Source organism: Streptomyces sp. NPDC054887, assembly GCF_053610585.1.
Genome location: NZ_JBSGYQ010000008.1, coordinates 50,340 through 72,509, shown reverse-complemented (window position 1 = coordinate 72,509; position 22,170 = coordinate 50,340). Strand labels below are relative to the sequence as shown.

Below are 22,170 nucleotides of genomic sequence, written 5' to 3'. Positions count from 1 at the left end.
GGGGGCCGGTGCAGGACCGTGCGGGGCGAGACGTACGACGGTGGGCGCGGCACCAGGAGACCGCGGGTGCGGCCGGCGGGACTCACCTGGGGCGGGCGTTGTTCTGCGCCCGCTCCCCCATGCGCTCCCAGAAGCGCCTCAGCTCGGCCACGTCCGTGCGGCGTTGCCACTGGGCCTGGGGCCGGAAGAGCGAGCGCGCGAGTTGCGCGGACTGGGCACGGCAGAACGCCTCGCTCAGCTCCACCCGGTGGCCGTCGAGACCCCGGGGCGGGTACGGGCACAGCTCGAAGGCGCAGTCGTCCCGGCAGTTGGAGCCGGCCTGTGACGCCGCCGTCCTGACGGCCGCACGTCCGGGGTCGAGGGGGCGGCGGTCCCGGGTGAGACAGGGGGGCAGTTCGGCCTGGCCCGTGTGCTGGAGGCGCCGCAGCCGGTCGTTGGGCCAGTCGCCCCGTTCGGCCAGGTTGAGCAGCAGCAGGACGTCGGCGAGCAGTTGCTGGGCTCGCGGGTGCAGGGCGCTCCAGCCGGTCGAGGGCGGAATCCACAGCTGGTGCTTGCGGGCCTCCTGCTGGGGGGCCGCCTGTGAGCCGACGCGGGCGGCGACGCCCGACTCGTCGATCCAGAGGAACCGCTCCGGCTGCCGCTCCTCCAGCGCCCGGACGCACTGCTCGGCGGCCGCCTCGACGAAGGGGTGCTGCGGCTCGCCGTCCGGGAGGGCGAGCCACTGCCGTACCTGTTCGGCCGGATCGGAGCCGTGTCCGTGCGCGGGGCGTTCGCCGGCGGCCCCGTCGGGCAGCGCCCAGAGGGTCAGCGCGTGCAGGAGGGTGAGCCGGCTGAACCAGAACGTGGTGCGCTTGAGCATGTCCCAGGCCTGCCCGCTGAGGTACTCGCGCGCCTCGGCGCGCGCGTGCGGATGGCGGTGGCGGCGGTTGGCCGCGTACTTGAAACCCTGGGCCAGGGCCACCTCCACCGTGAGGTCGAGCGCGGGCGCCCCGTCCCCGGCGCCGACCCGCCGCACCCAGCCCTCGAGGAACTCGTACGGGGTGTTCTGATGCCGCTGCGTGGTCACGGACCCCACGAGGAGCGGGACCAGCCACGCGCACATGGTGTCGTCCCGCCATCTCTCCTCCTCGTCCTCGCGCTCCCTGTCCTCCCGCCGACGCTCCTCACGCCGTCGCTCCCACTTCTCCCTCGACTCGCGCTTCGTCCGCACGATGTCCCCCTCGCCCCTGCGGCGTCTGCGGTGCTCCTCCTCCCCCACGGTCTCGGGCTGCTGGCCCGCCCACAGCTGCTCCATCCAGTCCGGCTCGCGTTCCAGCCGCTGTTCCCGGACGCCCGAAGGACCGCGCAGCCGGGCCTGGAGCACCGCGAAGGCGCTGTCGCCGCCCGCGCCGATCTCCTGGGCGATCGCGACGCGGACGGGGTACGACGGCTCCAGGCGCGCGATCTCGAAGAGTTCCAGGTAGGCGGGTTGCAGCGTGCGGCGGCGTGCGACGTCCCGCATCGCCTCGCCGAAGCGGGACACCAGCAGCGACTTGGCGGCGCGCAGCGTGTGCGGATCGCGCGCCCGCAGGTCCGGCCAGCTGGTAGCCAGCCGCATGGCGATCAGGTGCTGCTTCGGCTCGGCGTCGACGCAGTCGATCTCCAGGGCCGCCGCGTACAGTTCCAGCGCCTTGGCGTGCAGCGTACGGCCGAAGAGCCGATGGGCGTCCGCGGCCGGCCCCTGCGCGCCGCACGCGCGGGAGGACTCCGGCCGGCGTTCCCCGGTCGTCTGCGCCTGGCACGCCGCCTTCAGCAGGAGATCGCGTGCGGTGGACACCGGGCACCACGGCTTCCCTCCGTCGCGCGCCTCTTCGTGGAGGCACGCGCCCTCTGCGGTGCGCGAGTAGAGGACCATGGCGATCAGCAGTTCCCGGCCGGGCTTCGCCAGGGCCGCGGGGAAGAAGGAGCCCTTCGTCGGCTCCTCGGGGATGTTCGGATGGATCACGGCGTTCATGAACCGGGCGCCGAGGTGCGCCTGGAGCACGCTGTGCTGGAAGCGGACCCGGTCCCCGCCGACGTCCAGGAGCCCCATCCGCATACCCCAGTGCGCGGCGAGGCGCAGGTCCAGGCGGCTGCCCTCCACCCTTCTCACCAGCTCGCGCAGGACTTCTGGGTAGCGGGGGCGCGACGGGTTGTGCTCGTCCACGACGTCGGCGAAGCGCACCTCGGAGGAGTCCGTGGCCAGCCCGACGCAGGCGATCGCCGAAAGGTAGTCGACGGCCGCCCGCCGTTCCTCCTGCCCGAGGGGCAGTTCAGGGCGGATCCGCCCGCCGATCAGGGCGTTGAGCCAGGTGTCGAGCAGGTGGAAGCGCAGAGCCGCCCGGTCTCCGCCGCGCGTCTCCACGGCCTCCTCGGACTGGCCGGTGAGAGGCCGTTCCAGCAGTCCTTCGTCGTGCAGTTCGGAGGCGATCTGGAGGTAGGTCGGGGCCTCGGCGATGCCGGCCTTCTCGATGATCCAGTCCAGCCGCTGCCGGTCCTCCCAAGCGTCTCCGGAGGAGATGTACGTGAGCGCGGCCTCCTCGCTCAGCGGTTCGAGGTCGGTCAGGGAGGCTTCCATTCCGCGCAGCGAGTCGTGGTGCCGTGACGTGACGATGAGCGGCAGCCCCTCGTCATTGGCGCGCCGGATCGCGAGCCGGATGATGGTGTCGCGCTCCTCCTCCACTTCCGGGTCGGTCAGCGCCTCCTCCAAGCCGTCCGCGAGTACGATGATCCGTCCCTGCTGGCACAGCCGCCGCCACACCTTCTCGGCCTCCGCCTCGGAGCGGATGTGCCCCTGCACCTCACGGGAGAAGCGGTCGAAGGCCAGCCGGCGGAAGTCGAGCTCCTTGCCCACGCCCCGAAGCCGCAGCGGCACCGCCACGGCGTTGCGCCGGGCCAGCTGCTCGGTGAGGAGCACGATCAACGCCGTCTTGCCGGTGCCGACGCCGCCCACCACGACGTGCGTACGGCGGAACCGGCTGTCCCGCTGGTCCTCCATGAGGACTTCGCAGAGCTGGTCACGCCCGACGACCCTCCCGAAGATGCCGCCCGCCGTCTCCACCAGCTCGTGCGGCTGCTCTCTGGCCTTCTTCAGATACGCCGTACGCACCCGGGTGAACCGGAAGAACAGGTACGCGACCGTGGCCAGGGCGAGGGTGAGCAACGGCATGACGACGGTCTGGAGCACTCCGCAGGAGAGCTGGCTCTTCTTGCAGTGGTCGTCGGCCCACTTGATGGGGGTCCAGAACTCGTCGCCCTCGGCCAGCGTGATCACGGCCGTGACCGCGAGGAACAGCAGGACCGCCGCGCCGACGAAGGTCAGGCCGAGCAGCGGGAGGTACGACCCGCGCCTGCGGATGCGCCATTTCCGGGCACGACTGTGTCCCCGCTCCCGCAACCGGCCCGAGAAAACCCTGCCAACGTTCACCTCTGACTGCTTCCGCGTCGGCGCGGCGCCCCACCGACGTTCACCCGCGCGGCGCAGCTCCCCTCACTCCGACGAGAGCGGCGGCGGCCGGCGGGGAGCGGCGGGCGTGCCGGGGGCGCCGTACCGGCACGCCCGCCGGATGTGGCGGAATCATCACGGTTCGGCAGCGACCTCGCCCTGGGGTAACCGACTGCTTAGCATGGTGGCTTCCCGGAGGCCGCCGCCGCCCACCCCGCCCCGGCGGCCGACCGGTGGAGGGAACCACACCGCGCACCGCGCGGCGCACGACATGGCGACCCGCCGTGGTGTTCTTGCACGTCCCATCCGTCTGGAGGGTCCATGCACGCCAATGCTGTCCCCGGCAGCGTCCGCCCCACCGCCGCCGGCACCGGCCGCGCGGACGAACGCTCCCCCGCGCCGACCGGCAAACTCCGCTCCGACCCGCGCCGGGAGAGGGCACGCGACCACGAGACCGCGGGCGGTGCGCGGTCCGACGGCTCCGCGGAAGCGTCCGCCGTCCAGTTGCTGGACCGTGCCTGCCGGCGCCTCCTGGGGCGCGGCTCGGAATTCACCGACGCGGTGGTGGGGAAGATCCGCGCCGAGGTCCCCTACTACAGCGACCCGGTGCTCGCGCCGCCCGACCTGCCGCGCTCGGTGAGTACCGGTGTCCGCCACGGGCTGGAGTCCGGCCGCGACCCGGACCGCTTCGTGGACGTCGAGCGGTACACCAGGGAGCTGGGCATCCGGCGCGCGGAGGAGGGCCGCCCGCTCGACGAGGTCATGCACGCCTACCGGGTGGCCGGCGCGGGCGTGTGGAGCGGCATCATCCGCGTGGTCGAGAAGGAGGGACTCGGCGACACGCGTCAGCTGGTGCACGTGGCGGAGCTGGTGTGGAAGCACAACGACCGGGACGCGGTCCTGGTCGCCGACGCCTACCGGCAGGTCGCCCAGGGCGTCGCCAGCCGGCACGGCGAACGCGTCCGGCTGATCCTCGCGGCCCTGCTGGAGAGCCGCGACGAGCCGGAGTTCGCGCGGGAAGCGGCGACGATCCTCGATCTGCCGCTGGACGGCCGGTTCGCCGTAGCGGTGGTGGGGGCCACCCCTCCGTACGGTCGCGTGCCGGAGGCCGTCCCCGAGGTGCGCGGCATCCGGATACTGCGCCAGGCGTCCGGGCAGCGCGCCGTCCTCGTCGCCCACCTGGGCGACCGCCCTCTGGACGCGCTGGTCTCGGGACTGGCCGCGGGCCACGGCCTGCGCATCGGCGTCAGCCCGGTCGTGCGGGGCCTGCACGGGCTGCCACGGGCGCGTGACATGGCCGTACTGGCGCTGCGCACCTGCCGCGCCGACGGCGAGGTCGCGCGGCTCGACTCCCGCCTGCCCGACGGCCTGCTGCTCTCGCGTCCCGACCTGTCCACCGCGCTGACCAGCCGGGTGCTCCAGCCGATGTACGCCCTGGAACCGGCGGACCGCGAGATCCTGTTCGACACGCTCGGGGTCTGGATCGAGAAGGGCGGCTCCGCCGTCCAGACCGCCCGGCACATGCTCTGCCATCGCAACACCGTGCTCAACCGGTTGCGCCGCTTCGAACAGATCACCGGGCTCGCGCTGTCGCGCCCCCGCGACCTGGTGCAGCTGACCCTCGCCCTCGACGCCTTGCGCCTGCTCGGGCCGGCAGCCGCTCTCACGGGCGCCGCGGACGTGCCCCCGCCGTCCGCCGCCGGACGACTGCCCGGCGAAGGGCCGGGCCGGGTGGGCAGCGGCACAGCGACGCCGTAGCCGCCTTGGGCGGAGGCAACGGCACGGGCGCGGAGGATCGACGGGCCGGGGCGTACGTGCTCCAGTGAGCGCGCGTCGCGGGTCGTCCGCCCGCGCTCCCCGCCCGCCAGGAGACCTTCATGGCCCAGCAGTACGCCCCGCCGCTTCCTCACCGGCCACAGCGGCGCCGCCCAGGCGTGTCCTTCGCCGTCGTCAACGCGGTGGCCCTGTGCGTGCATCTGCTGCTCGCGCTCTGTGCCGCCGGCTTCCTGGCCACCCGCGTATGGGGGCAGGTGAACATCGGCATGCTGGTGATCCTCGTCCAGGGCTGCCTGTTGCTGTGGACCGCCGCGCGGTACGACCGCCACGCCGACGAGGAGCGGTCATGACGGCCGCCGGCCTCGCCGGCCTCGCGTCCCCCGGTGCCCCGGTCCTGGACTCGGACACGCGGGGCATGGTGCTCGTCGGGTTCCTCGCGTTCATCGTGCCCATCCTGTTCATCTGCGTGCTCAGCGGCCCCGCGCGGGACCGCGTCAATGACTTCTACACGGCGGGCCGCACGCTTTCCCCGCTGCGCGGCGCCCTCGTACTGTCCGGCGTGTACCTGTCGGCGGCCACGGTGCTCGGGACGACGGGAAGCGTGGCCGTCTTCGGGTACGACGGCCTGTTCACCGCCCTGTGCACGGTGCTGTCCCTGGGTGTGCTGCTCCTGCTGGCCGGCCCCCTGCGCGAACGCGGCTGCTACACCTACGGCGACCTGTTCGCACTCCGCGCTCCCGGGCCCGCGGTGCGCATCGCGGTCGCCGTCGTCGTGCTCAGCGTCTGCGTCCCCTACCTGGTGGTGCAGCTCTCCGGTGCGGGAGTGACCACGGCGATGCTGCTGGGGCTCTCCGGCCCGGGCCCGGAGCAGACGGCCACGGTGATGATCGGTCTCCTGGTCGTCTGCGCGACGGCGTTCGGCGGGATGCGCGGCATGATCACCGTGCAGATCGTCAAGACGGTGGTGCTGCTCGGCATGGCGCTCGCGGTGGCGGCGGTGGTGCTCCACCGTTTCGACTGGAGCGCCGACTCGCTCATCCACGCGGCCGGGCAGGGCAGTGGCCGCCCCGCCGACTACATGCGGCCGGGACTGCGCTTCGCCGCCGGCGGCACGGTCGAGGACACCCTCGACCACATCGGTCTGATGGTCACCATCGTGCTGGGCGTGGCGTGTCTGCCCCACGTCGCCACACAGCTCAACACCGCCCGCGACGCGGCCACGGCACGCCGTACGGTGCGTCACACCATCGGCATCGTCGGTGCGTTGTGCCTCGCCACCGCCGTGCTGGGCCTGGGGGCCGGCGCACTGGTCGGGGCTCCGAGGATCCTCGCCGCGGACCCGGGCGCCACGAGCAGCCTGCTCATGCTCACCGGCGAACTCGCGGCCGGCCCGTCGGCGGGCGACGCCTGGCTCCCGGTCCTGGTCGCCTCCGCCGTCTTCCTCACCACGCTGGCGGTCGTCGCGAGCGTCACCCTCGCGGCCGCGGGGGCCGTCGCGCACGACCTGGTCACGCATGTGCTGCGCCGGGGACGTACGAGCGAGGGCCGCGAGGTGGCGGCAGCCCGCATGGCGTCCGCCGGCGTCGGTGTACTGAGCATCGGTCTGGCGGTCTGGGTGCAGGGGTGGAACATGGGGTTCCTGTCGGCGCTGGCCCTGGCGGTGGCGGCCTCCAGCCTGCTGCCCGCCCTGGTGTACTCGCTCTTCTGGAGCGGCTACACCCGCGGGGGTCTCCTGTGGACCCTGTACGGAGGTCTGTTCTGCGCCGTGGGACTCCAGATGTCGAGCCCGATCTTCTCGGGCACGCCGACCGCGCTGCTCCCCGAGTGGGACATCGACTGGTTCCCGCTCCAGACGGTCGTACTGGTCTCGATGCCGGTCGCCTTCCTGCTCGGCGGACTGGCCGGCCTCGCGGGCAGGCGGCGCGCTCCGGCGGTCGACGAGTACGCGCCCACACACTTCTGACTCCCCGCGGTCCGGTCGGCTGGGTGCGCGCGACCGGACCGGTCAGATCGTTAGACATGCGAAGAGTTTCCGCACATAATTCTTAGGCATGGGAAAGACTTACGAACGCATCGACGGCCGGCTGCGCACCTTCATAGAGCAGCAGCCGATATTCTTCACCGCGACCGCCCCACTGGCCGGAGACGGAACGGTCAACCTCTCCCCCAAGGGCCTCAAGGGCTCCTTCGCGGTGCTCGACGAGGAGCGGATCGCCTATCTCGACTTCGCCGGCAGCACGGCCGAGACCGTCGCACACCTGCGGGAGAACGGCCGCATCACGGTGATGTGGTGCGCCTTCCAGGGACCGCCCAACATCGTTCGCGTGCACGGCCGGGGCGAGCCCGTCTTCCGCGACGACCCGCGCTTCGAGGAACTCCTCGCACACTTCCCCGACATCGACCCGGCCCTGCACGGGCTGCGCGCGATCATCGTCGTGACGGCCGAACTCGTCCGTGACTCCTGCGGCTACGGGGTGCCGTTCATGTCGTACGACGAGGACCGCGACCTGCACGGCAAGCGCTTCTCGCGCGAGGACGACGCCTCGCTGAGCGCGTACTTCGCCAAAAAGGACCACATCGCGCAGAGCATCGACGGTCTGCCCGGTCTGCCTCTTCCGCTGCCGCCCAGCAACTTCTGAGCACCTCGACCGTCCGGCCGGTACGACGCCTGGTGTCGTACCGGCTCCACGGTGTGCTCAGTTCTGGGCTTCGAAGGTGTTCAGCACCGCGCCGTCGAAATCGGCGACGAGGTATCCGGACGAGCTGTACTCGTCGATGAGGTAGATGTTGATGGTCGGCACGCTCTCGAACACCGGACCGCGCACGATGGCGTAACGCATCGTCGGTTGCTTGATGCCGAGCTCCTTGTCGGCCTTCCCGATGAGCGCGGGCAGCTTGTCCCAGTCGACCTTGCTGACGTCGATCGGGCCTTCCTCCGTACCGATGGCGGTGCCGCCGGGGCCCTCCTTCGCGGCGTAGCCGTTCCGGTACACGTAACGGTCGTACTTCGACCCGCTTCCCGCGACCGGCACGTTGGCGATCGCGTACTCCTTGTAGACGGTGAACTCGAAGAACTTCGTCGTACCCGTCTTCGCCTTGAGCGCCGCGATCGCCTTCCGCGCGCTGTCCGGTGCGAGGAGGTTCTTCGTCTGCTTGGACGGCGGCAGTGACGCCTGCGCCGGCTGTTTGACGTCCTTGCGCTCCGTCGTGTCCGGGCTGTCCCCGCCGCCGGTGACGCCCGCCGTGGAGGCGGAATCCTTCCGCTGGTCCCCACCGAACAGACCGCTGTCGAAGGGCAGGGCGTTCAGCACCGCCACGGTCGCCGTGGCCAGCAACGCGGCGGTCAGCAGGGGCACGGTCCACCGTTTCCGTGCCCCGGGGGACGAGGGGCGGTACGACGGGTTGTCGAGAACCGTGCCGGGCTGCGGCGGAGGGCCGAAGCCGGACGACGGGGTCGCCGGATGGGCGCTCGACGGCCAGGACGGCACGGGCCGCCCCGGGACGTCGTGCACGGTCGCGGCCTGGGGAACGGCGGGCGGCGCGGGCCACGGCGCGGCCGTCGGAGGAGCGGACTCGGCCCCGCGCCCGGCGTCGACGAGCATCTGCTCCAGCCGGGCGGCGTCCGGGCGCGCCGAGGCGTCCCGGGTGAGCACGGCGTCGAGGAACGGGGCGAGGGGGCCCGAGCGCACCGGCGGGGGTATCGGCTCGTCGAGGACGGCCACCAGCGTCGACAGGCTCGTGTCGCGCCTCAACGGGTGCCATCCCTCAAGGGCGGTGTAGAGCAGCATGCCGAGGGACCACAGGTCGGAGGCGGGGTTGCCCTCCTCGCCGCGGATGCGTTCGGGCGCGATGTACTCGGGCGAGCCGATGAGGTCGCCCGTGGCGGTGAGGCTGGTCGACTCGCGGAGTACGGCGATGCCGAAGTCGGTCAGAACAGGACTGCCGTCGGGGCGCAGAAGGACGTTGGCGGGCTTCACGTCCCGGTGGTGGATGCCCGCGCCGTGCGCGGCCCGGAGCGCGGACAGCACGCCGCGCCCCACGGTGACCGCCTCGGCGACGCTCAACGGGCCCTGGGCCAGGCGTTCGTGCAGGGACTGCCCCGGCACCAGCTCCATGACGATCCACGGGTGGGGGCCGTCGGACGAGTCCACGATGTGATGGATGGTGACCACATGGGGATGGGCGAGCCGGGCGAGTGCCCGGGCCTCACGCAGCACGCGCTCGCTGAGCATGCGCGCCCTGGCCGGGTCGGCCTCCGCCGTCGCGGGGTCGGGCGCACGTACTTCCTTCAGCGCGACTTCGCGGTGCAGCACGATGTCCCGGGCCCGCCACACGGTGCCCATGCCGCCGCTGCCGAGCCTGCCCAGCAGTTCGAACCGGCCGTCGATCGGCCGTCTGCCGGCCTCCTTGGTGTCCATAGCGGGTCAGCTTACGAGCAGCGCGCCCGCCGCCCGCACCGCCCTTCGGGCAACGGCCGCAGGCCCGGGAGGACGAGGCGGACGGAAGCGTCTTACGGGGCGTACGGGCCGCCCTGCCGACGCGCGGTGCGAGGCGTTCAGGGAGCGTCCCCCGACCAGTCCCAACGGCAGGGGTCGCCGGGGCGGGGATCGTACAGAGCCCGTCCGCCGGCCCCGAATTGCCCCAGCTCCGTCTCCAGGGCGACACCGCTGTCGGTCCGGTCGGCCGCCCATCCGGTGATGTCGAGCAGCAGGCCGTCCAGCGGTCCGCCGACCAGCTCGGCGTACTCCCGTCCCGGCCGCGGTCCGCGCCGGGGGTCGTCGTGGTCCTGGCCGTAGATCCGGCCGCGCAGCAACTCCTCGTCCCTGTCCATGTCCCCAAGCCTCCCAGCCACCACCGACAACGGGGTCCGGTCCGGGTGTGGCGGAGGTTCACTCCGGCCACACCCGGACCACGGGAACGCCCGCGGTCAGGCGCCGACGTAGGCCGCCAGGTGCTCGCCGGTGAGCGTGGAGCGGGCGGCGACCAGGTCGGCGGGCGTGCCCTCGAAGACGATCCGGCCGCCGTCGTGGCCGGCGCCCGGGCCGAGGTCGATGATCCAGTCGGCGTGCGCCATGACCGCCTGGTGGTGCTCCACGACGATCACGGACTTGCCGGAGTCGACCAACCGGTCGAGCAGGCCCAGCAGTTGCTGGACGTCGGCGAGGTGCAGGCCGGTGGTCGGCTCGTCGAGGATGTACACGCCGCCCTTGTCGCCCATGTGCGTCGCCAGCTTGAGCCGCTGCCGCTCGCCGCCGGAGAGGGTGGTCAGCGGCTGGCCGAGGGTGAGGTAGCCGAGGCCGACGTCGGCGAGCCGGTCGAGGATCTTGTGCGCGGCCGGTGTGCGCGCCTCGCCGGCGGCGAAGAACGCCTCCGCCTCGGTCACCGACATCGCGAGCACCTCGCTGATGTCACGGCCGCCGAGGCGGTACTCCAGCACCGCTGCCTGGAACCGCTTGCCCTCGCACTCCTCGCACGGGATCGCCACCCCGGCCATCATCGCCAGGTCCGTGTAGATGACGCCGGCCCCGTTGCAGTTGGGGCAGGCGCCCTCGGAGTTCGCGCTGAAGAGCGCCGGCTTGACACCGTTGGCCTTGGCGAACGCCTTGCGGACGGGGTCGAGCAGACCGGTGTACGTGGCCGGGTTGGAGCGGCGCGAACCCCGGATGGGGGCCTGGTCGACCGACACCACGCCCTCGCCCGCGGGGATCGACCCGTGCACGAGGGAGCTCTTGCCGGAGCCGGCCACACCCGTGACCACGCACAGCACCCCGAGGGGGATGTCGACGTCGACGTCGCGCAGGTTGTGTGCCGACGCGCCACGGATCTCCAGTGCGCCGGTCGACTCGCGGACGGTCTCCTTGAGGGACGCCCGGTCGTCCAGGTGGCGGCCGGTGACGGTGTCGCTGGCCCGCAGCCCCTCGACGGTGCCCTCGAAGCAGACGGTGCCGCCTCCCGTTCCCGCGCCCGGACCGAGGTCGACGAGGTGGTCGGCGATCGCGATCGTCTCCGGCTTGTGCTCCACGACGAGCACCGTGTTGCCCTTGTCCCGCAGGCGCAGCAGCAGGTTGTTCATCCGCTGGATGTCGTGCGGGTGCAGGCCGATCGTGGGCTCGTCGAAGACGTACGTGACATCGGTGAGCGAGGAGCCGAGGTGGCGGATCATCTTGACCCGCTGCGCCTCGCCGCCGGACAGCGTGCCCGAGGCCCGGTCCAGCGAAAGGTAGCCGAGGCCGATCTCCACGAACGAGTCGAGGGTGTGCTGGAGCGCGGTGAGCAGCGGCGCGACCGTCGGGTCCGAGAGGCCGCGCACCCACTCGGCGAGGTCGCTGATCTGCATCGCGCAGGCGTCGCCGATGCTGATCTTGTCGATCTTCGAGGACCGCGCGGCCTCGCTGAGCCGGGTGCCGTCGCACTCGGGGCACGTGGTGAAGGTGACGGCCCGCTCCACGAACGCCCGGATGTGCGGCTGCATCGCCTCCTTGTCCTTGGAGAGGAACGACTTCTGGATCTTGGGGATCAGCCCCTCGTAGGTGAGGTTGACGCCGTTGACCTTGACCTTGGTTGGCTCACGGTAGAGGAAGTCCTGCATCTCCTTCTTGGTGTATCTGCGGATCGGTTTGTTCGGGTCGAGGAAGCCCGACTCGGCGTAGATCCCCACGGTCCACACGTTGTCCGACTTCCAGCCGGGGATGGTGAAGGCGCCCTCCGCGATCGACTTGGAGTCGTCGTAGAGCTGCGTGAGGTCGATGTCGGAGACGGCGCCCCGGCCCTCGCAGCGGGTGCACATGCCGCCGGTGCGGCTGAAGGTGACCTTCTCCGTCTTGGTCTTCTCGGCGCCGCGCTCGACTCTGAACCCGCCGCTCGCGGTGACCGAGGCGACGTTGAAGGAGTACGCGCCGGGCGGGCCGATGTGCGGTTTCCCCAGCCGGCTGAAGAGGATGCGCAGCATCGCGTTGGCGTCGGTGGCGGTGCCGACCGTGGAACGGGGGTCGCCGCCCATGCGCTGCTGGTCGACGATGATCGCGGTCGTCAGACCTTCGAGTACGTCGACCTCGGGCCGGGCCAGCGTGGGCATGAAGCCCTGCACGAACGCGCTGTAGGTCTCGTTGATCAGGCGCTGCGACTCCGCGGCGATCGTGTCGAACACCAGCGAGCTCTTCCCCGAGCCCGAGACACCGGTGAAGACCGTCAGGCGGCGCTTGGGGATCTCGATGCTGACGTCCTTGAGGTTGTTCTCGCGCGCGCCGTGCACGCGGATCAGGTCATGGCTGTCGGCGACATGCGGACCGGCCGACCGCGTGTCCGTCCTCGTGACCCTGCTCATCACGTCTCCCTCTGTTACGGGCGCCTTCGCGCTCTCCGCCTGCGTCGAGACTTCGATCTACGCGAGCCAGTATCTCCGGTTCTCCTTCGCCGGACCGGTCGCTGCGGCGGTCCGCCGTCCCGTCGGCGGTGTCGTCCGGGTCGTGGCGCCTGCCCGCGCCGGACCCGGCCGACCGGCCGGACGGGCGTCCCGGTCCGTGCGATGCTGGTGGGCGTGACGCTTGAGGATCTCGTACGACTGCGGCGCGCACGCGACGCGATGGACCGCGACTACGCGCAGCCGCTGGACGTTCCGGCGCTGGCCAAGGTCGCCCTCATGTCACCGGGGCACTTCTCCCGCAGCTTCCGCGCCGCGTTCGGCGAGACGCCGTACAGCTACCTGATGACCCGCCGTGTCGAGCGGGCCAAGGCGCTGCTGAGACGGGGCGACCTCAGTGTGACGGACGTCTGCTTCGCGGTCGGATGTACGTCGCTGGGTTCGTTCAGCTCACGCTTCACCGAGCTGGTGGGCGAGAGCCCGAGCGCGTACCGGGCCCGCCGCCACGACGAGGGCGCCGCGATCCCCGCCTGCGTGGCCAAGGTCCTCACTCGGCCGCTGCGCAACGGCGACCCGGTCGGGAGCACCGGATCGGTCAGGATCGGAGAAGCGGAACCCGGCGCCGCCTCGTAGCGTCGGAGGCATGGACATCAACCTCGCTCAGTGCTTCATCGCAGTCGACGACCATGACAAGGCCCTGGCCTTCTACCGAGACGTCCTCGGCCTGGAGGTGCGCAACGACGTCGCGTTCGAGGGAATGCGCTGGGTGACCCTCGGGTCGCGCGCGCAGCCGGACGTGGAGATCGTGCTCGAACCGCCGGCCGCCGACCCCAACGCCTCGCCGGCGGACAAGCAGGCGATGGCGGAACTGCTGGCCAAGGGGATGCTGCGCGGTGTGATCTTCTCCACCGCCGACTGCGACGCCACCTTCGAACAGATCCGGGCCGCCGGGGGCGAAGTCCTCCAGGAGCCGATCGACCAGCCGTACGGCGTCCGCGACTGCGCCTTCCGCGACCCGGCCGGCAACATGCTCCGCTTCACCCAGCCCCGCAATTCCCGGTAGGGACCGCGGCGAGCGGGGTGCGCTGCCCGGAGGGGGCGCGCACCCCGCTTTGCGTCATTCGCCGATCAGTTGGGGGTGGTGGCGGCGGGCGACCTCGGGGTGGGCCCGTACCCAGCCCTTGAGTTCGTTGCGGCCGTACTCCGCGTGCAGCGGGTTCGTGTGGTCGTGCGCGATGCCCGGGGCCTCGCTCAGGTAGGGACCCGGGACGGTGCCGATGACGGCGTCGAGGCGCGGGTTGTAGAAGAAGGGCACGGAGAAGCGCTCCACCGCCCCCGGCGGGCTGACCACCCGGTGGTCGGTGGCCGACAGGTAGCCGTCCGTCGCGATTTCCAGCAGCTCGCCCAGGTTGACCACGAACGCGCCGGGCAGCGGCGGCACCTCGACGAAACCGTCGTCGGAACGGACCTGGAGACCGCCCACCCCGTCCTGGAGCAGCAGCGTCAGGAACCCGTAGTCCTTGTGCGCCCCCACGCCCTGGCCACTTCCGGAAGGCGCCGATCCGGGGTAGCGGATCAGCTTGGTGTGCAGGTGCGGGCGGTCGGCGAACGCCTCGTCGAAGAAGTCCGCCGGCGCCCCGATGGAGAGCAGCAGTTCGCGCAGCAACCGGTGGGCGACCGCCGCCAGCCGCTCCTGCCAGGCCAGCACCACCGTACGCAGTTCCGGCAGCGCGGCGGGCCACTGGTTGGGGCCCTCCAGCCAGAGGTACGGCGGGTCGCCGGGTCCGACGACGGGTGCGGGCCGTTCGGCGCCCACGTCGAGCTGGTCGCGCCAGTCGAAGCGGCCGCCGGTGAGTTCGTGCCCGACGCGGGTGTAGCCGCGGAAGTGCGGGGAGCGCACGTTGCTGACGGCCAGCCTGTCGGCCTCCGGCAGTGCGAAGAACTCCCTGGTGAGGCGCAGTACTTCGGCGGTCTCCTCGGCGCTGACGCCGTGGCCGGTCAGATGGAGGAAACCGACGTCGCGCGCTGCGGCGTGCAGTTCCTTGTGGAACGCCTCCCGGGCCACGGGGTCGTCGGCCTTGGACAGATCGATGACCGGCAGCGAGCCGGCGGAAAGGGGCGACATGCGCGACATGATGGTGTTCCGTCTCTGCTGAAGCGAGGCCCTGCTCCCGAAGATGGCGGGATCGCGGGGGTACGGAAAGCCGTCGGCAGGGGTGTGCCCGAGTACCGCTCGTCCGCTACAGGACCGTTGGAAAGGGGAAGGTCAGTCCTGGGGCAGACAGCTCATGGTCGTGACGCGCACGTAGTCCACGTGTCGGCGCATCACGAGAAGAGTCACCCCGCGAGGGTATCCCGAGGCCCGTACCGCGGTCACACGGCCCCGACCGCCGCCGGTGCACTGCGGCGCTGACGAGGCCCGGAATCCACGCGGGCCGGCGCCGGCTCTCGCGACGTACCGCACTGGGGACCGGGCGGGGCTCCGCCCGCCGGGCCGGGTCTCCGCCATGCGGGACGAAAAAAGGCAAGGAGAATACCGCCTCCTTGCCACTCTCAACTTATAGCGCGCCGGGGGGCTTGCCGCAAGGCCCCGGTCGTGCCGCAGAATCGTCCGCCGTAGCCGCAATTCACAGGAGCGAGAGGCGCGAAACTGCCCGAAACACGCGGAACCTTCGAAGCCGCACCAGAGCACGGGAACGGACGGACACCGGCGCCCGAACCGGCCCCGGTCCCGGCCACGGAACCCATGTCGAGGCGGAGCATCGTTCGCCCCGGCCGCCCCGACCGTCACCCGGACCGGACGCCCGCGCCGCAGCCGCAAGCGGCGCCAGATCGGAGTTGTGGAGTGCACCCCCTGACCACCAGCGCGTTCGACCTTCCCGACCGCCTCTCCCCCAAGTCCGACCCGGCCCTGATCGCGGGCGACGAGCAGCACTTCGCGGCCGTCGCGGAGTGCCTGGAGCAGTCGATCGCCGAGGTGTCCGACCGCCTCGACGCCGAGCGCAGGGCCCCCGGGGGCACGGGCCGCCAGGCGATGGACCGGGACCTGGAGGTCCACCGGCTGACGGCCCGGCTGCGCGCATTGCGCCGCTTCGGGCTGGACCTGTGCCTCGGGCACATGGTCGCCGCCGACGATCCCGAGCCCGTGTACGTCGGACGGATCGGCCTCACGGACAGCGCGGGCCGCCGGCTGCTGCTCGACTGGCGCTCCCCGTCGGCCGAGCCGTTCTTCGGAGCCACCCACGCCAACCCCATGGGGCTGGCCAGCCGCCGCAGGTACCGCTGGGCCCGGGGCCGGATCAGCGACTACTGGGACGAGGTGTTCGCCTCGGACGGCTTCGCCGGGCACGCCGCGCTCGACGACCAGTCCGCCTTCATCGCGAGCCTGGGCAGTACCCGTTCGCCCCGGATGAGGGACGTGCTCGGCACCATCCAGGCCGACCAGGACGCCATCATCCGCGCGGGGTCGCGCGGCGCCCTCGTCGTCGACGGCGGTCCCGGTACGGGCAAGACCGTCGTGGCTCTGCACCGCTCCGCCTACCTCCTGTACTCGGACCCCCGGCTCGGTCACCGCCGGGGCGGCGTGCTGTTCGTCGGCCCGCACCAGCCGTACCTGGGGTACGTCGCCGACGTACTGCCCAGCCTCGGAGAGGAGGGCGTGCAGACGTGCACCCTGCGGGACCTCGTCGCCGAGGGCGCCTCGGCAGGGGTCGAGACCGACCCGGTCGTGGCACGGCTGAAGTCGTCCGCGCACCTGGTGCGGGCGATCGAGACGGCCGTCAGGTTCTACGAGGAGCCGCCCGCCAGGGGAATGACCGTGACGACCCACTGGTCGGACGTCCGGCTGAGCGCCGACGACTGGGCCGTGGCGTTCGAAGCGGCCGAACCCGGCACTCCGCACAACGAGGCGCGCGGCCAGGTCTGGGAGGAACTGCTGACGATCCTGGTGGACAAGCACGAGGACGACGTCCCGCCCCACCTCCTGCGCAAGTCGCTGACGCAGAACAGGGAACTGCTCACGGCCTTCGACCGGGCGTGGCCGCTGCTGGAGGCGGCCGATGTCGTGGGCGACCTGTGGTCGGTCCCCGCCTACCTGCGCAAGTGCGCTCCCTGGCTCGGCCCCGACGACGTGCGGCGGCTGCGGCGCGAGGACCCACAGGCGTGGACGGAGTCGGACCTTCCGCTCCTGGACGCGGCGCGGCAGCGGCTCGGCGACCCGGAGGCGTCACGACGCGAGCGCCGGCGCGCCGCCGCCGCGGCCGCCGACCGGGAGCACATGACCAAGGTCGTCGACGCCCTTCTCGAAGCCGACGACGACGGCGAGGGGGTGCTGACCATGCTGCGCGGCCAGGACATGCGGGACAGCCTCGCCGACGACACGGCGACGCGCGGCGCAGAACCGGATCTGCTCGCCGGTCCTTTCGCGCACATCGTCGTGGACGAGGCACAGGAACTGACCGACGCCCAGTGGCAGATGCTGCTGCTCCGCTGCCCGTCCCGGAGCTTCACCATCGTCGGGGACCGCGCCCAGGCCAGACACGGATTCACGGAGTCGTGGGAGGAACGGCTCGGCCGGGTCGGATTCGACCGGATCGTTCTCACCTCACTCGGCATCAACTACCGGACCCCGGAGGAGATCATGGCGGAGGCCGCACCGGTCATCCGTGCCGAACTGCCGGACGCCAACGTGCCGGCCTCCATCCGCAACAGCGGCGTCCCGGTCGTGCACGGATCCGCCGCGGATCTGCACTCGATCCTGGACGCCTGGCTCGCCGCCCATGCCGACGGGACCGCCTGCGTCATCGGTGATCCCACGTTCCGGACGACACCCCGCGTCCGGTCGCTGACCCCCGAGCTGTCCAAGGGGCTCGAATTCGACCTGGTCGTCCTCGTGGATCCGGAGGCGTTCGGCACGGGTGTCGAGGGGGCGGTCGACCGCTACGTCGCCATGACCCGGGCGACCCGGCAACTGGTGGTCCTCACGAGCGCCTGACTCCGGGCTCGTACCCCTCACGGACCAACGGTGGGTCGACCCGTCGCCGGACGGGGTAATGAACCCTTCTCCGCCGGTCGAACGGCACGTGGACGAGCGAAGAGGGAACGCCATGACGGCTCTGCAGGTGCGGGACGCGGCCGACGTCGTCGTGGTGGGGGCGGGCCCGGCGGGGTCCGCCGCCGCCTACTACCTCGCCCAGACGGGGCTGGACGTCCTGCTGGTGGAGAAGGCGACCTTTCCCCGCGACAAGACGTGCGGCGACGGCCTCACCCCACGGGCCGTCAAGGAGCTCGTCGCCATGGGTATCGACGTCAGCCCCGCGCAGCCCGGCTGGGTGCGTACGAAGGGGCTGCGTGCCTACGGCGGCGGGCTCAGGGTCGAGATCCCGTGGCCGGAGCTGGCCAGCTTTCCCGACTTCGGCCTGGTCCGCACGCGCATGGACCTCGATCACCTGCTGGCGCTGCGGGCGGCGTCGGTCGGCGTCCGGCTGCTGGAGGGGACCAAGGTCACCGGCCCGGTGCTGGACGAGCGCACTGGCCGGATCCGCGGCGTGGTCGCGCGGTGCGGTGACCGCTCACGCGAGATCGACGCCCGGGTCGTCGTCGCCGCCGACGGCGCTTCCAGCCGCATGGCGGTGGCCATGGGGCTGCCGCAGCGCAAGGACCGCCCCGTGGGAGTGGCCGTACGCCGCTACTACACCACGCCCCGCCACGACGACGACTACCTGGAGGCGTGGGTGGATCTCTGGGCCCCGGACGCACGGGGGCGCCGGCAGATGCTGCCGGGTTACGGATGGATCTTCCCGCTGGGCGACGGCAGCTCGAACGTCGGTGTCGGCACGTTCGGCGTCGACCTGCCCTTCGACGTCGACTACCGCGCACTGCTCAGGGACTGGACGGCCCGCCTGCCGGAGGACTGGCGCATCGGCGAGGAGCACGCGGCCGGCCCCGTCCGGGGCGCCGCGCTGCCGGCCGGCCTGACGCGCCCCGCGCAGTACACCCGGGGCATGCTGCTGACCGGCGACGCCGGGGGGACGATCAATCCGCTGAGCGGGGACGGCATCGACTACGCCATGGAGTCGGGCCGCCTCGCCGCCGACGTCATCGCCCAGGCGCTGGCCCGGCCGAGCGCCGCGCAGCGCGAACGCGCCCTCGGCGCCTACTCGCGTGTCCTGCACGGCGCCGTGGGCAGCTACTTCACCCTGGGGCGCTTCATCGTGCACGCGCTCGGCAATCCGCACGTCATGCGGTTCATCGCCAAGAACAGCCTGCCCAATCCGACCGTACGGCGGCTGATGTTCAAGCTCTGGGCGAACCTCGCGGACCCCCACGGCAAGGACTCCCTGGACCGTGTCATCAGTGTGCTGCTGAAGGCGACCCCCGCCGGTTGAACGCCGTACCGGTCCGGCTCGGCCGGCCGGGGTTCCCTCAGCTCCAGGGCGCGAGGCCGAGGGCGCGGCCCTCGTCGTCCCGCTGAATCTCCATCAGCCCTGCGACCGCGTCACGCCTGATGGGCCCGTAGACGTGCGGGAACGCCATGCCGGGGGCGACGCCGGGGGGCGGAGTGCCCCCCGCGCCCTCCCACTCCACGCCGGTGTCGAGTCCGTCCTCGTCGATGAGCAGGGCCATGAGAGGACCGTTCCGGTCGCGGAAGTAGGCGTCCGCGACGGCGAGCGTCGTGCTCTCGTCGGCGGAACAGTGCACGAAGCCGTCGCTCGCGAGGGAGGCCGGCGCGTAGGGGCGGTCGGGATCGGCCAGCCACTCGTCGAGCGTGACCACGTGATAGATCATGGTCCAGTTATAGCGAGGTCACTGGACGGGCGAGTCCGGTGGGGGGAGCCGTACGCTGCGGGCACGGTCGACCGACTCGATGCCCTCGACGGCCCGCAGGGCCGGGATCCGGTCCTCGGCGACGGTTCCGGACAGGGAGCCGAGCACCGGTTGTTCACCGGTGACCACCAGGCCGATCCGGCGGGCGTCCTCGACGGTCCGCGCGTACCGGTCGGGATCGAGGGAGACGATGACCTCGACCGGTACGCCGCCACCGGGTAGCTCGCTCATGGGGCCTGGAGGAGACCCGAGCCGACGTCCCGGGCCGGCTGCGGCAGCGGGTGCGCCATGGACAGCAGTCGTGCCTTGAGGTCCGTCGCCGACGCGGTGGGGTGCGCCTCGGCCAGCATCGCCAGGACACCGGCCACGTGCGGCGTGGCCATGCTGGTGCCGTCCAGCGTCTGGTACGTGCCGTCCGGGGCCGCCGACCAGATCTCGACGCCGGGCGCCGCGATGTCGACCTGTCCGCCCGCGCCGTTGATGCCGCCGCAGGAGAACGACGCGGTCGCCAGGTCCTTGCCGAGCGCGCCCACCGAGAGGATGGACGGGCAGTTGGCGGGCCGTCCGACGGGGGCGATGAACCCGGGGCGGCGGCTCTCGTTCCCCGACGCGGCGACGATCACCACTCCGTGCTGGAGCGCCCGCTGCGCCACGTTCTCGTACGTCTGCGGGAAGAGCTCACCCTGCTCCACCGGGCCGCCCAGCGACATGGAGATGACCTTGGCGCCCTGCGAGACCGCCCACGCCATGCCGGCGAGGATCTGGCCGTCGGAGCCCCTGCCGCGGTTGTTGAGCACCTTGCCCGCCAGCACGCGGGAGCCGACGGCGACCCCGTAACGGCCGTTCTCCGCGGGGGAGGCCGCGGTGCCGACGCAGTGCGTGCCGTGGCCGTTGCCGTCCTCCGCGCTCTGACCGGGGACGAAGGAGACGGCCTCCTCGATGCAGCCGACCAGGTCCTGGTGGTCGGTGTCCACTCCGGTGTCGAGGACCGCGATCTTCACGTCGCGCCCGGTCATCAGGGACCAGTTGGCACGGATCGCCTGGATGCCCCAGGTCATCTGGTGCTCGTCCCAGGCCGGTCCGAGGGCGCCCGCGGCCCCGGCGATGGTGTGGCGGTCGACCTCGGCCTCGTCGCTGCGGTACGTCGGGTAGAAGCCGGTCAGGGTGTGCTGCGCCTCTGTGATCACCGAGGCGTAGACGACGCGTTCCGGTTCCGCCGCGACGATGCTCGCCTCGCCCTCGGCCGTGGTGACCAGCGAGTGGCGCTGGTCCGGCTGCACTTCGACGACGGCGACGCCGAGTTCGTCGAAGAGCACCGATGTGTCGGGGTTCTCGAGGAGGTCGGCGACGCCGCCGGCCTCGGCTCCGTGGACGTGTTCGACCGACGAGATGCCGACGGAGGTGCGCAGGGCGTCCATGCCGCGCTCCGGCTCCTCCTGGTCGAGCAGGACCACGTAGCGGCCCGTGAATTCGGCGACTTTCGTGATGTCGGCGTCGGCCCGCTCCGGATGCTCTCCATTGGGACGCCTGCCCATTGGTCCGTTCACCATGGCCTTCTCAGCTTCCTGTGCGCTTCTTCCGGGTCGGGGACCGACGCCGATTCGCGGACCGCTGGAACGCCAGGACGAGATGACGGGACAGTTCTGCCGGGTAACGGCGCAGTACAACCGGGTGTCGTGCCACCGCCGGCGGTGGCGTCGCGCGCAGCGCCGTCGCCGCTTCGGTGCTCCCCTTTCCACGGTCTCGCCGCGGGCGGCACCCTGCAACCGGGGCCGCCCGCGGCTCCCGCCGTATCCGCGCGGGGCGACGGACAACCCCCGGGGCGCGGACGGGTGACTGCTCCCGGCCGGCGGGCCCTCTGGCGTCGTCAGGCCAGCTTCCTGAGGACTTCGGCGGCGAGCGGGGCGGAGGATGCGGGGTTCTGACCGGTGATCAGGTTGCGGTCGACGAGCACGTTCGGCGCCCACGGCTCACCCGTGCGCACCTGTACGCCGGCCTCGACGAGACGGGTCTCCAGCAGCCACTTCGCCTTGTCGGCGAAACCGGCCTGCGTCTCCTCGGCGTTGCTGAAGGCGGCCACCTCGTAACCGGCGAACGCATGGGAGCCGTCGGCCTTGCGGGCGGCCAGGAGCGCCGCCGGGCCGTGGCAGACGACGGCGAGCGGCTTGCCCGAGTCGAGGGCGTCGACGAGGATCCGGCCGGAGGCGGAGTCGACGGCCAGGTCCTCCATGGGGCCGTGGCCGCCGGGGTAGAACACTGCGGCGTAGTCGTCGAGACGCACCTGCTCGAGGGCTATCGGGCGGCGCAGCTCGGTGAACGAACCGAGGGCGGCGGCGATCCCGGCGGCCCCCTCCGGGCCGCCGTTGACCTCGGGCGCCAGGCTGCTCCCGTCCACGGTCGGCACGACGCCGCCGGGCGTGGCGACGACGATCTCGTGACCTGCGGCCCTGAACACCTCGTACGGGGCGACGGCCTCCTCGGCCCAGAAGCCGGTGGGGTGCTTGGTGCCGTCGGCCAGCGTCCAGTGGTCGGCGCCGGTCATCACGAAAAGGATCTTCGACATGGTGGGTCACTCCGAGGTCGCGGGCCGCTGTGGCCCAGAAGGGTGCGGGGCGCACGCTCCGGCGGTCGCCGGGCTCCGACGACGCGGGTCCGGCTCGCCGGTGCGGCGAGGTGTCCGAAGGTAGGCCCGGTCGCCCGTCGGCGGCCAATGACGAATCCGATGACGGACATCGGGTTCCCGATG

Annotated in this window: 17 protein-coding genes; 8 read left to right on the top strand and 9 right to left on the bottom strand. The window is 72.0% G+C overall.

Going from position 1 to position 22,170, the window contains the following annotated elements:
• Positions 1–82: 82 nt before the first annotated feature.
• Positions 83–3,445, bottom strand: a complete 3,363-nt coding sequence (locus tag ACWGH0_RS06770; RefSeq protein ID WP_453403077.1) for a hypothetical protein — start codon at positions 3,443–3,445, stop codon at positions 83–85.
• Positions 3,446–3,784: 339 nt separating this feature from the next.
• Between ACWGH0_RS06770 and ACWGH0_RS06765 the strand changes: the two genes are divergently transcribed.
• The 4 genes from ACWGH0_RS06765 (at position 3,785) to ACWGH0_RS06750 (ending at position 7,878) form a co-directional block, all read left to right on the top strand.
• Positions 3,785–5,221, top strand: a complete 1,437-nt coding sequence (locus ACWGH0_RS06765) for a PucR family transcriptional regulator (protein WP_453403076.1) — start codon at positions 3,785–3,787, stop codon at positions 5,219–5,221.
• Between the two features lie 119 nt (positions 5,222–5,340).
• Positions 5,341–5,589: a DUF485 domain-containing protein gene (locus tag ACWGH0_RS06760; protein WP_453403075.1), complete on the top strand. Its 249-nt coding sequence runs from the start codon at positions 5,341–5,343 to the stop codon at positions 5,587–5,589.
• Positions 5,586–7,202, top strand: coding sequence for a sodium:solute symporter family transporter (locus tag ACWGH0_RS06755; RefSeq protein ID WP_453403074.1), 1,617 nt, complete (start codon positions 5,586–5,588; stop codon positions 7,200–7,202). The genes ACWGH0_RS06760 and ACWGH0_RS06755 overlap by 4 nt, the downstream gene beginning before the upstream one ends.
• 88 nt (positions 7,203–7,290) lie before the next feature.
• Positions 7,291–7,878, top strand: a complete 588-nt coding sequence (locus ACWGH0_RS06750) for a pyridoxamine 5'-phosphate oxidase family protein (protein ID WP_453403073.1) — start codon at positions 7,291–7,293, stop codon at positions 7,876–7,878.
• A gap of 57 nt (positions 7,879–7,935) precedes the next feature.
• On the opposite strand, the gene ACWGH0_RS06745 is transcribed toward ACWGH0_RS06750, so the two are convergent.
• From ACWGH0_RS06745 to ACWGH0_RS06735, 3 genes are all read right to left on the bottom strand, one after another.
• Positions 7,936–9,657, bottom strand: coding sequence for a serine/threonine-protein kinase (locus ACWGH0_RS06745; RefSeq protein ID WP_453403072.1), 1,722 nt, complete (start codon positions 9,655–9,657; stop codon positions 7,936–7,938).
• 137 nt (positions 9,658–9,794) lie between these two features.
• On the bottom strand, positions 9,795–10,070 hold the full coding sequence (locus ACWGH0_RS06740) for a hypothetical protein (RefSeq protein WP_453403071.1): 276 nt from the start codon (positions 10,068–10,070) through the stop codon (positions 9,795–9,797).
• A gap of 96 nt (positions 10,071–10,166) precedes the next feature.
• Positions 10,167–12,563, bottom strand: a complete 2,397-nt coding sequence (locus tag ACWGH0_RS06735) for an ATP-binding cassette domain-containing protein (protein ID WP_453403070.1) — start codon at positions 12,561–12,563, stop codon at positions 10,167–10,169.
• A gap of 213 nt (positions 12,564–12,776) precedes the next feature.
• On the opposite strand from ACWGH0_RS06735, the gene ACWGH0_RS06730 reads away from it, so the two are divergent.
• Both ACWGH0_RS06730 and ACWGH0_RS06725 read left to right on the top strand, forming a co-directional pair.
• Entirely contained in the window at positions 12,777–13,232 is a 456-nt protein-coding gene (locus ACWGH0_RS06730) for a helix-turn-helix domain-containing protein (RefSeq protein WP_453403069.1), read from the top strand.
• A gap of 10 nt (positions 13,233–13,242) precedes the next feature.
• Positions 13,243–13,662 (top strand): VOC family protein, encoded by a 420-nt coding sequence (locus tag ACWGH0_RS06725; protein WP_453403068.1) that lies wholly within the window; start codon positions 13,243–13,245, stop codon positions 13,660–13,662.
• Between the two features lie 54 nt (positions 13,663–13,716).
• On the opposite strand, the gene ACWGH0_RS06720 is transcribed toward ACWGH0_RS06725, so the two are convergent.
• Positions 13,717–14,724, bottom strand: a complete 1,008-nt coding sequence (locus tag ACWGH0_RS06720; protein WP_453403067.1) for an isopenicillin N synthase family dioxygenase — start codon at positions 14,722–14,724, stop codon at positions 13,717–13,719.
• A gap of 720 nt (positions 14,725–15,444) precedes the next feature.
• On the opposite strand from ACWGH0_RS06720, the gene helR reads away from it, so the two are divergent.
• Both helR and ACWGH0_RS06710 read left to right on the top strand, forming a co-directional pair.
• Entirely contained in the window at positions 15,445–17,592 is a 2,148-nt protein-coding gene (helR, locus tag ACWGH0_RS06715; RefSeq protein WP_453403066.1) for an RNA polymerase recycling motor ATPase HelR, read from the top strand.
• 112 nt (positions 17,593–17,704) lie between these two features.
• Entirely contained in the window at positions 17,705–18,985 is a 1,281-nt protein-coding gene (locus ACWGH0_RS06710; protein ID WP_453403065.1) for a geranylgeranyl reductase family protein, read from the top strand.
• A gap of 37 nt (positions 18,986–19,022) precedes the next feature.
• On the opposite strand, the gene ACWGH0_RS06705 is transcribed toward ACWGH0_RS06710, so the two are convergent.
• The 4 genes from ACWGH0_RS06705 to ACWGH0_RS06690 form a co-directional block, all read right to left on the bottom strand.
• On the bottom strand, positions 19,023–19,385 hold the full coding sequence (locus ACWGH0_RS06705) for a DUF952 domain-containing protein (RefSeq protein WP_453403064.1): 363 nt from the start codon (positions 19,383–19,385) through the stop codon (positions 19,023–19,025).
• An 18-nt stretch (positions 19,386–19,403) separates the two neighbouring features.
• Positions 19,404–19,655: a hypothetical protein gene (locus ACWGH0_RS06700; RefSeq protein ID WP_453403063.1), complete on the bottom strand. Its 252-nt coding sequence runs from the start codon at positions 19,653–19,655 to the stop codon at positions 19,404–19,406.
• A complete protein-coding gene (locus ACWGH0_RS06695) occupies positions 19,652–20,974 on the bottom strand; it encodes a S8 family peptidase (protein WP_453403062.1) in 1,323 nt (440 codons plus the stop codon). The genes ACWGH0_RS06700 and ACWGH0_RS06695 overlap by 4 nt, the downstream gene beginning before the upstream one ends.
• 317 nt (positions 20,975–21,291) lie before the next feature.
• Positions 21,292–21,987, bottom strand: coding sequence for a type 1 glutamine amidotransferase domain-containing protein (locus tag ACWGH0_RS06690; RefSeq protein ID WP_453403061.1), 696 nt, complete (start codon positions 21,985–21,987; stop codon positions 21,292–21,294).
• Positions 21,988–22,170 lie beyond the last annotated feature (183 nt).

Coding starts and splice junctions, on each gene's coding strand:
- ACWGH0_RS06765 (WP_453403076.1), top strand. CDS start 3,785: ATGCACGCCAATGCTGTCCCCGGCAGCGTCCGCCCCACCGCCGCCGGC.
- ACWGH0_RS06760 (WP_453403075.1), top strand. CDS start 5,341: ATGGCCCAGCAGTACGCCCCGCCGCTTCCTCACCGGCCACAGCGGCGC.
- ACWGH0_RS06755 (WP_453403074.1), top strand. CDS start 5,586: ATGACGGCCGCCGGCCTCGCCGGCCTCGCGTCCCCCGGTGCCCCGGTC.
- ACWGH0_RS06750 (WP_453403073.1), top strand. CDS start 7,291: ATGGGAAAGACTTACGAACGCATCGACGGCCGGCTGCGCACCTTCATA.
- ACWGH0_RS06745 (WP_453403072.1), bottom strand. CDS start 9,657: ATGGACACCAAGGAGGCCGGCAGACGGCCGATCGACGGCCGGTTCGAA.
- ACWGH0_RS06740 (WP_453403071.1), bottom strand. CDS start 10,070: ATGGACAGGGACGAGGAGTTGCTGCGCGGCCGGATCTACGGCCAGGAC.
- ACWGH0_RS06735 (WP_453403070.1), bottom strand. CDS start 12,563: ATGAGCAGGGTCACGAGGACGGACACGCGGTCGGCCGGTCCGCATGTC.
- ACWGH0_RS06725 (WP_453403068.1), top strand. CDS start 13,243: ATGGACATCAACCTCGCTCAGTGCTTCATCGCAGTCGACGACCATGAC.
- ACWGH0_RS06720 (WP_453403067.1), bottom strand. CDS start 14,724: ATGTCGCCCCTTTCCGCCGGCTCGCTGCCGGTCATCGATCTGTCCAAG.
- ACWGH0_RS06710 (WP_453403065.1), top strand. CDS start 17,705: ATGACGGCTCTGCAGGTGCGGGACGCGGCCGACGTCGTCGTGGTGGGG.
- ACWGH0_RS06705 (WP_453403064.1), bottom strand. CDS start 19,385: ATGATCTATCACGTGGTCACGCTCGACGAGTGGCTGGCCGATCCCGAC.
- ACWGH0_RS06700 (WP_453403063.1), bottom strand. CDS start 19,655: ATGAGCGAGCTACCCGGTGGCGGCGTACCGGTCGAGGTCATCGTCTCC.
- ACWGH0_RS06695 (WP_453403062.1), bottom strand. CDS start 20,974: ATGGTGAACGGACCAATGGGCAGGCGTCCCAATGGAGAGCATCCGGAG.
- ACWGH0_RS06690 (WP_453403061.1), bottom strand. CDS start 21,987: ATGTCGAAGATCCTTTTCGTGATGACCGGCGCCGACCACTGGACGCTG.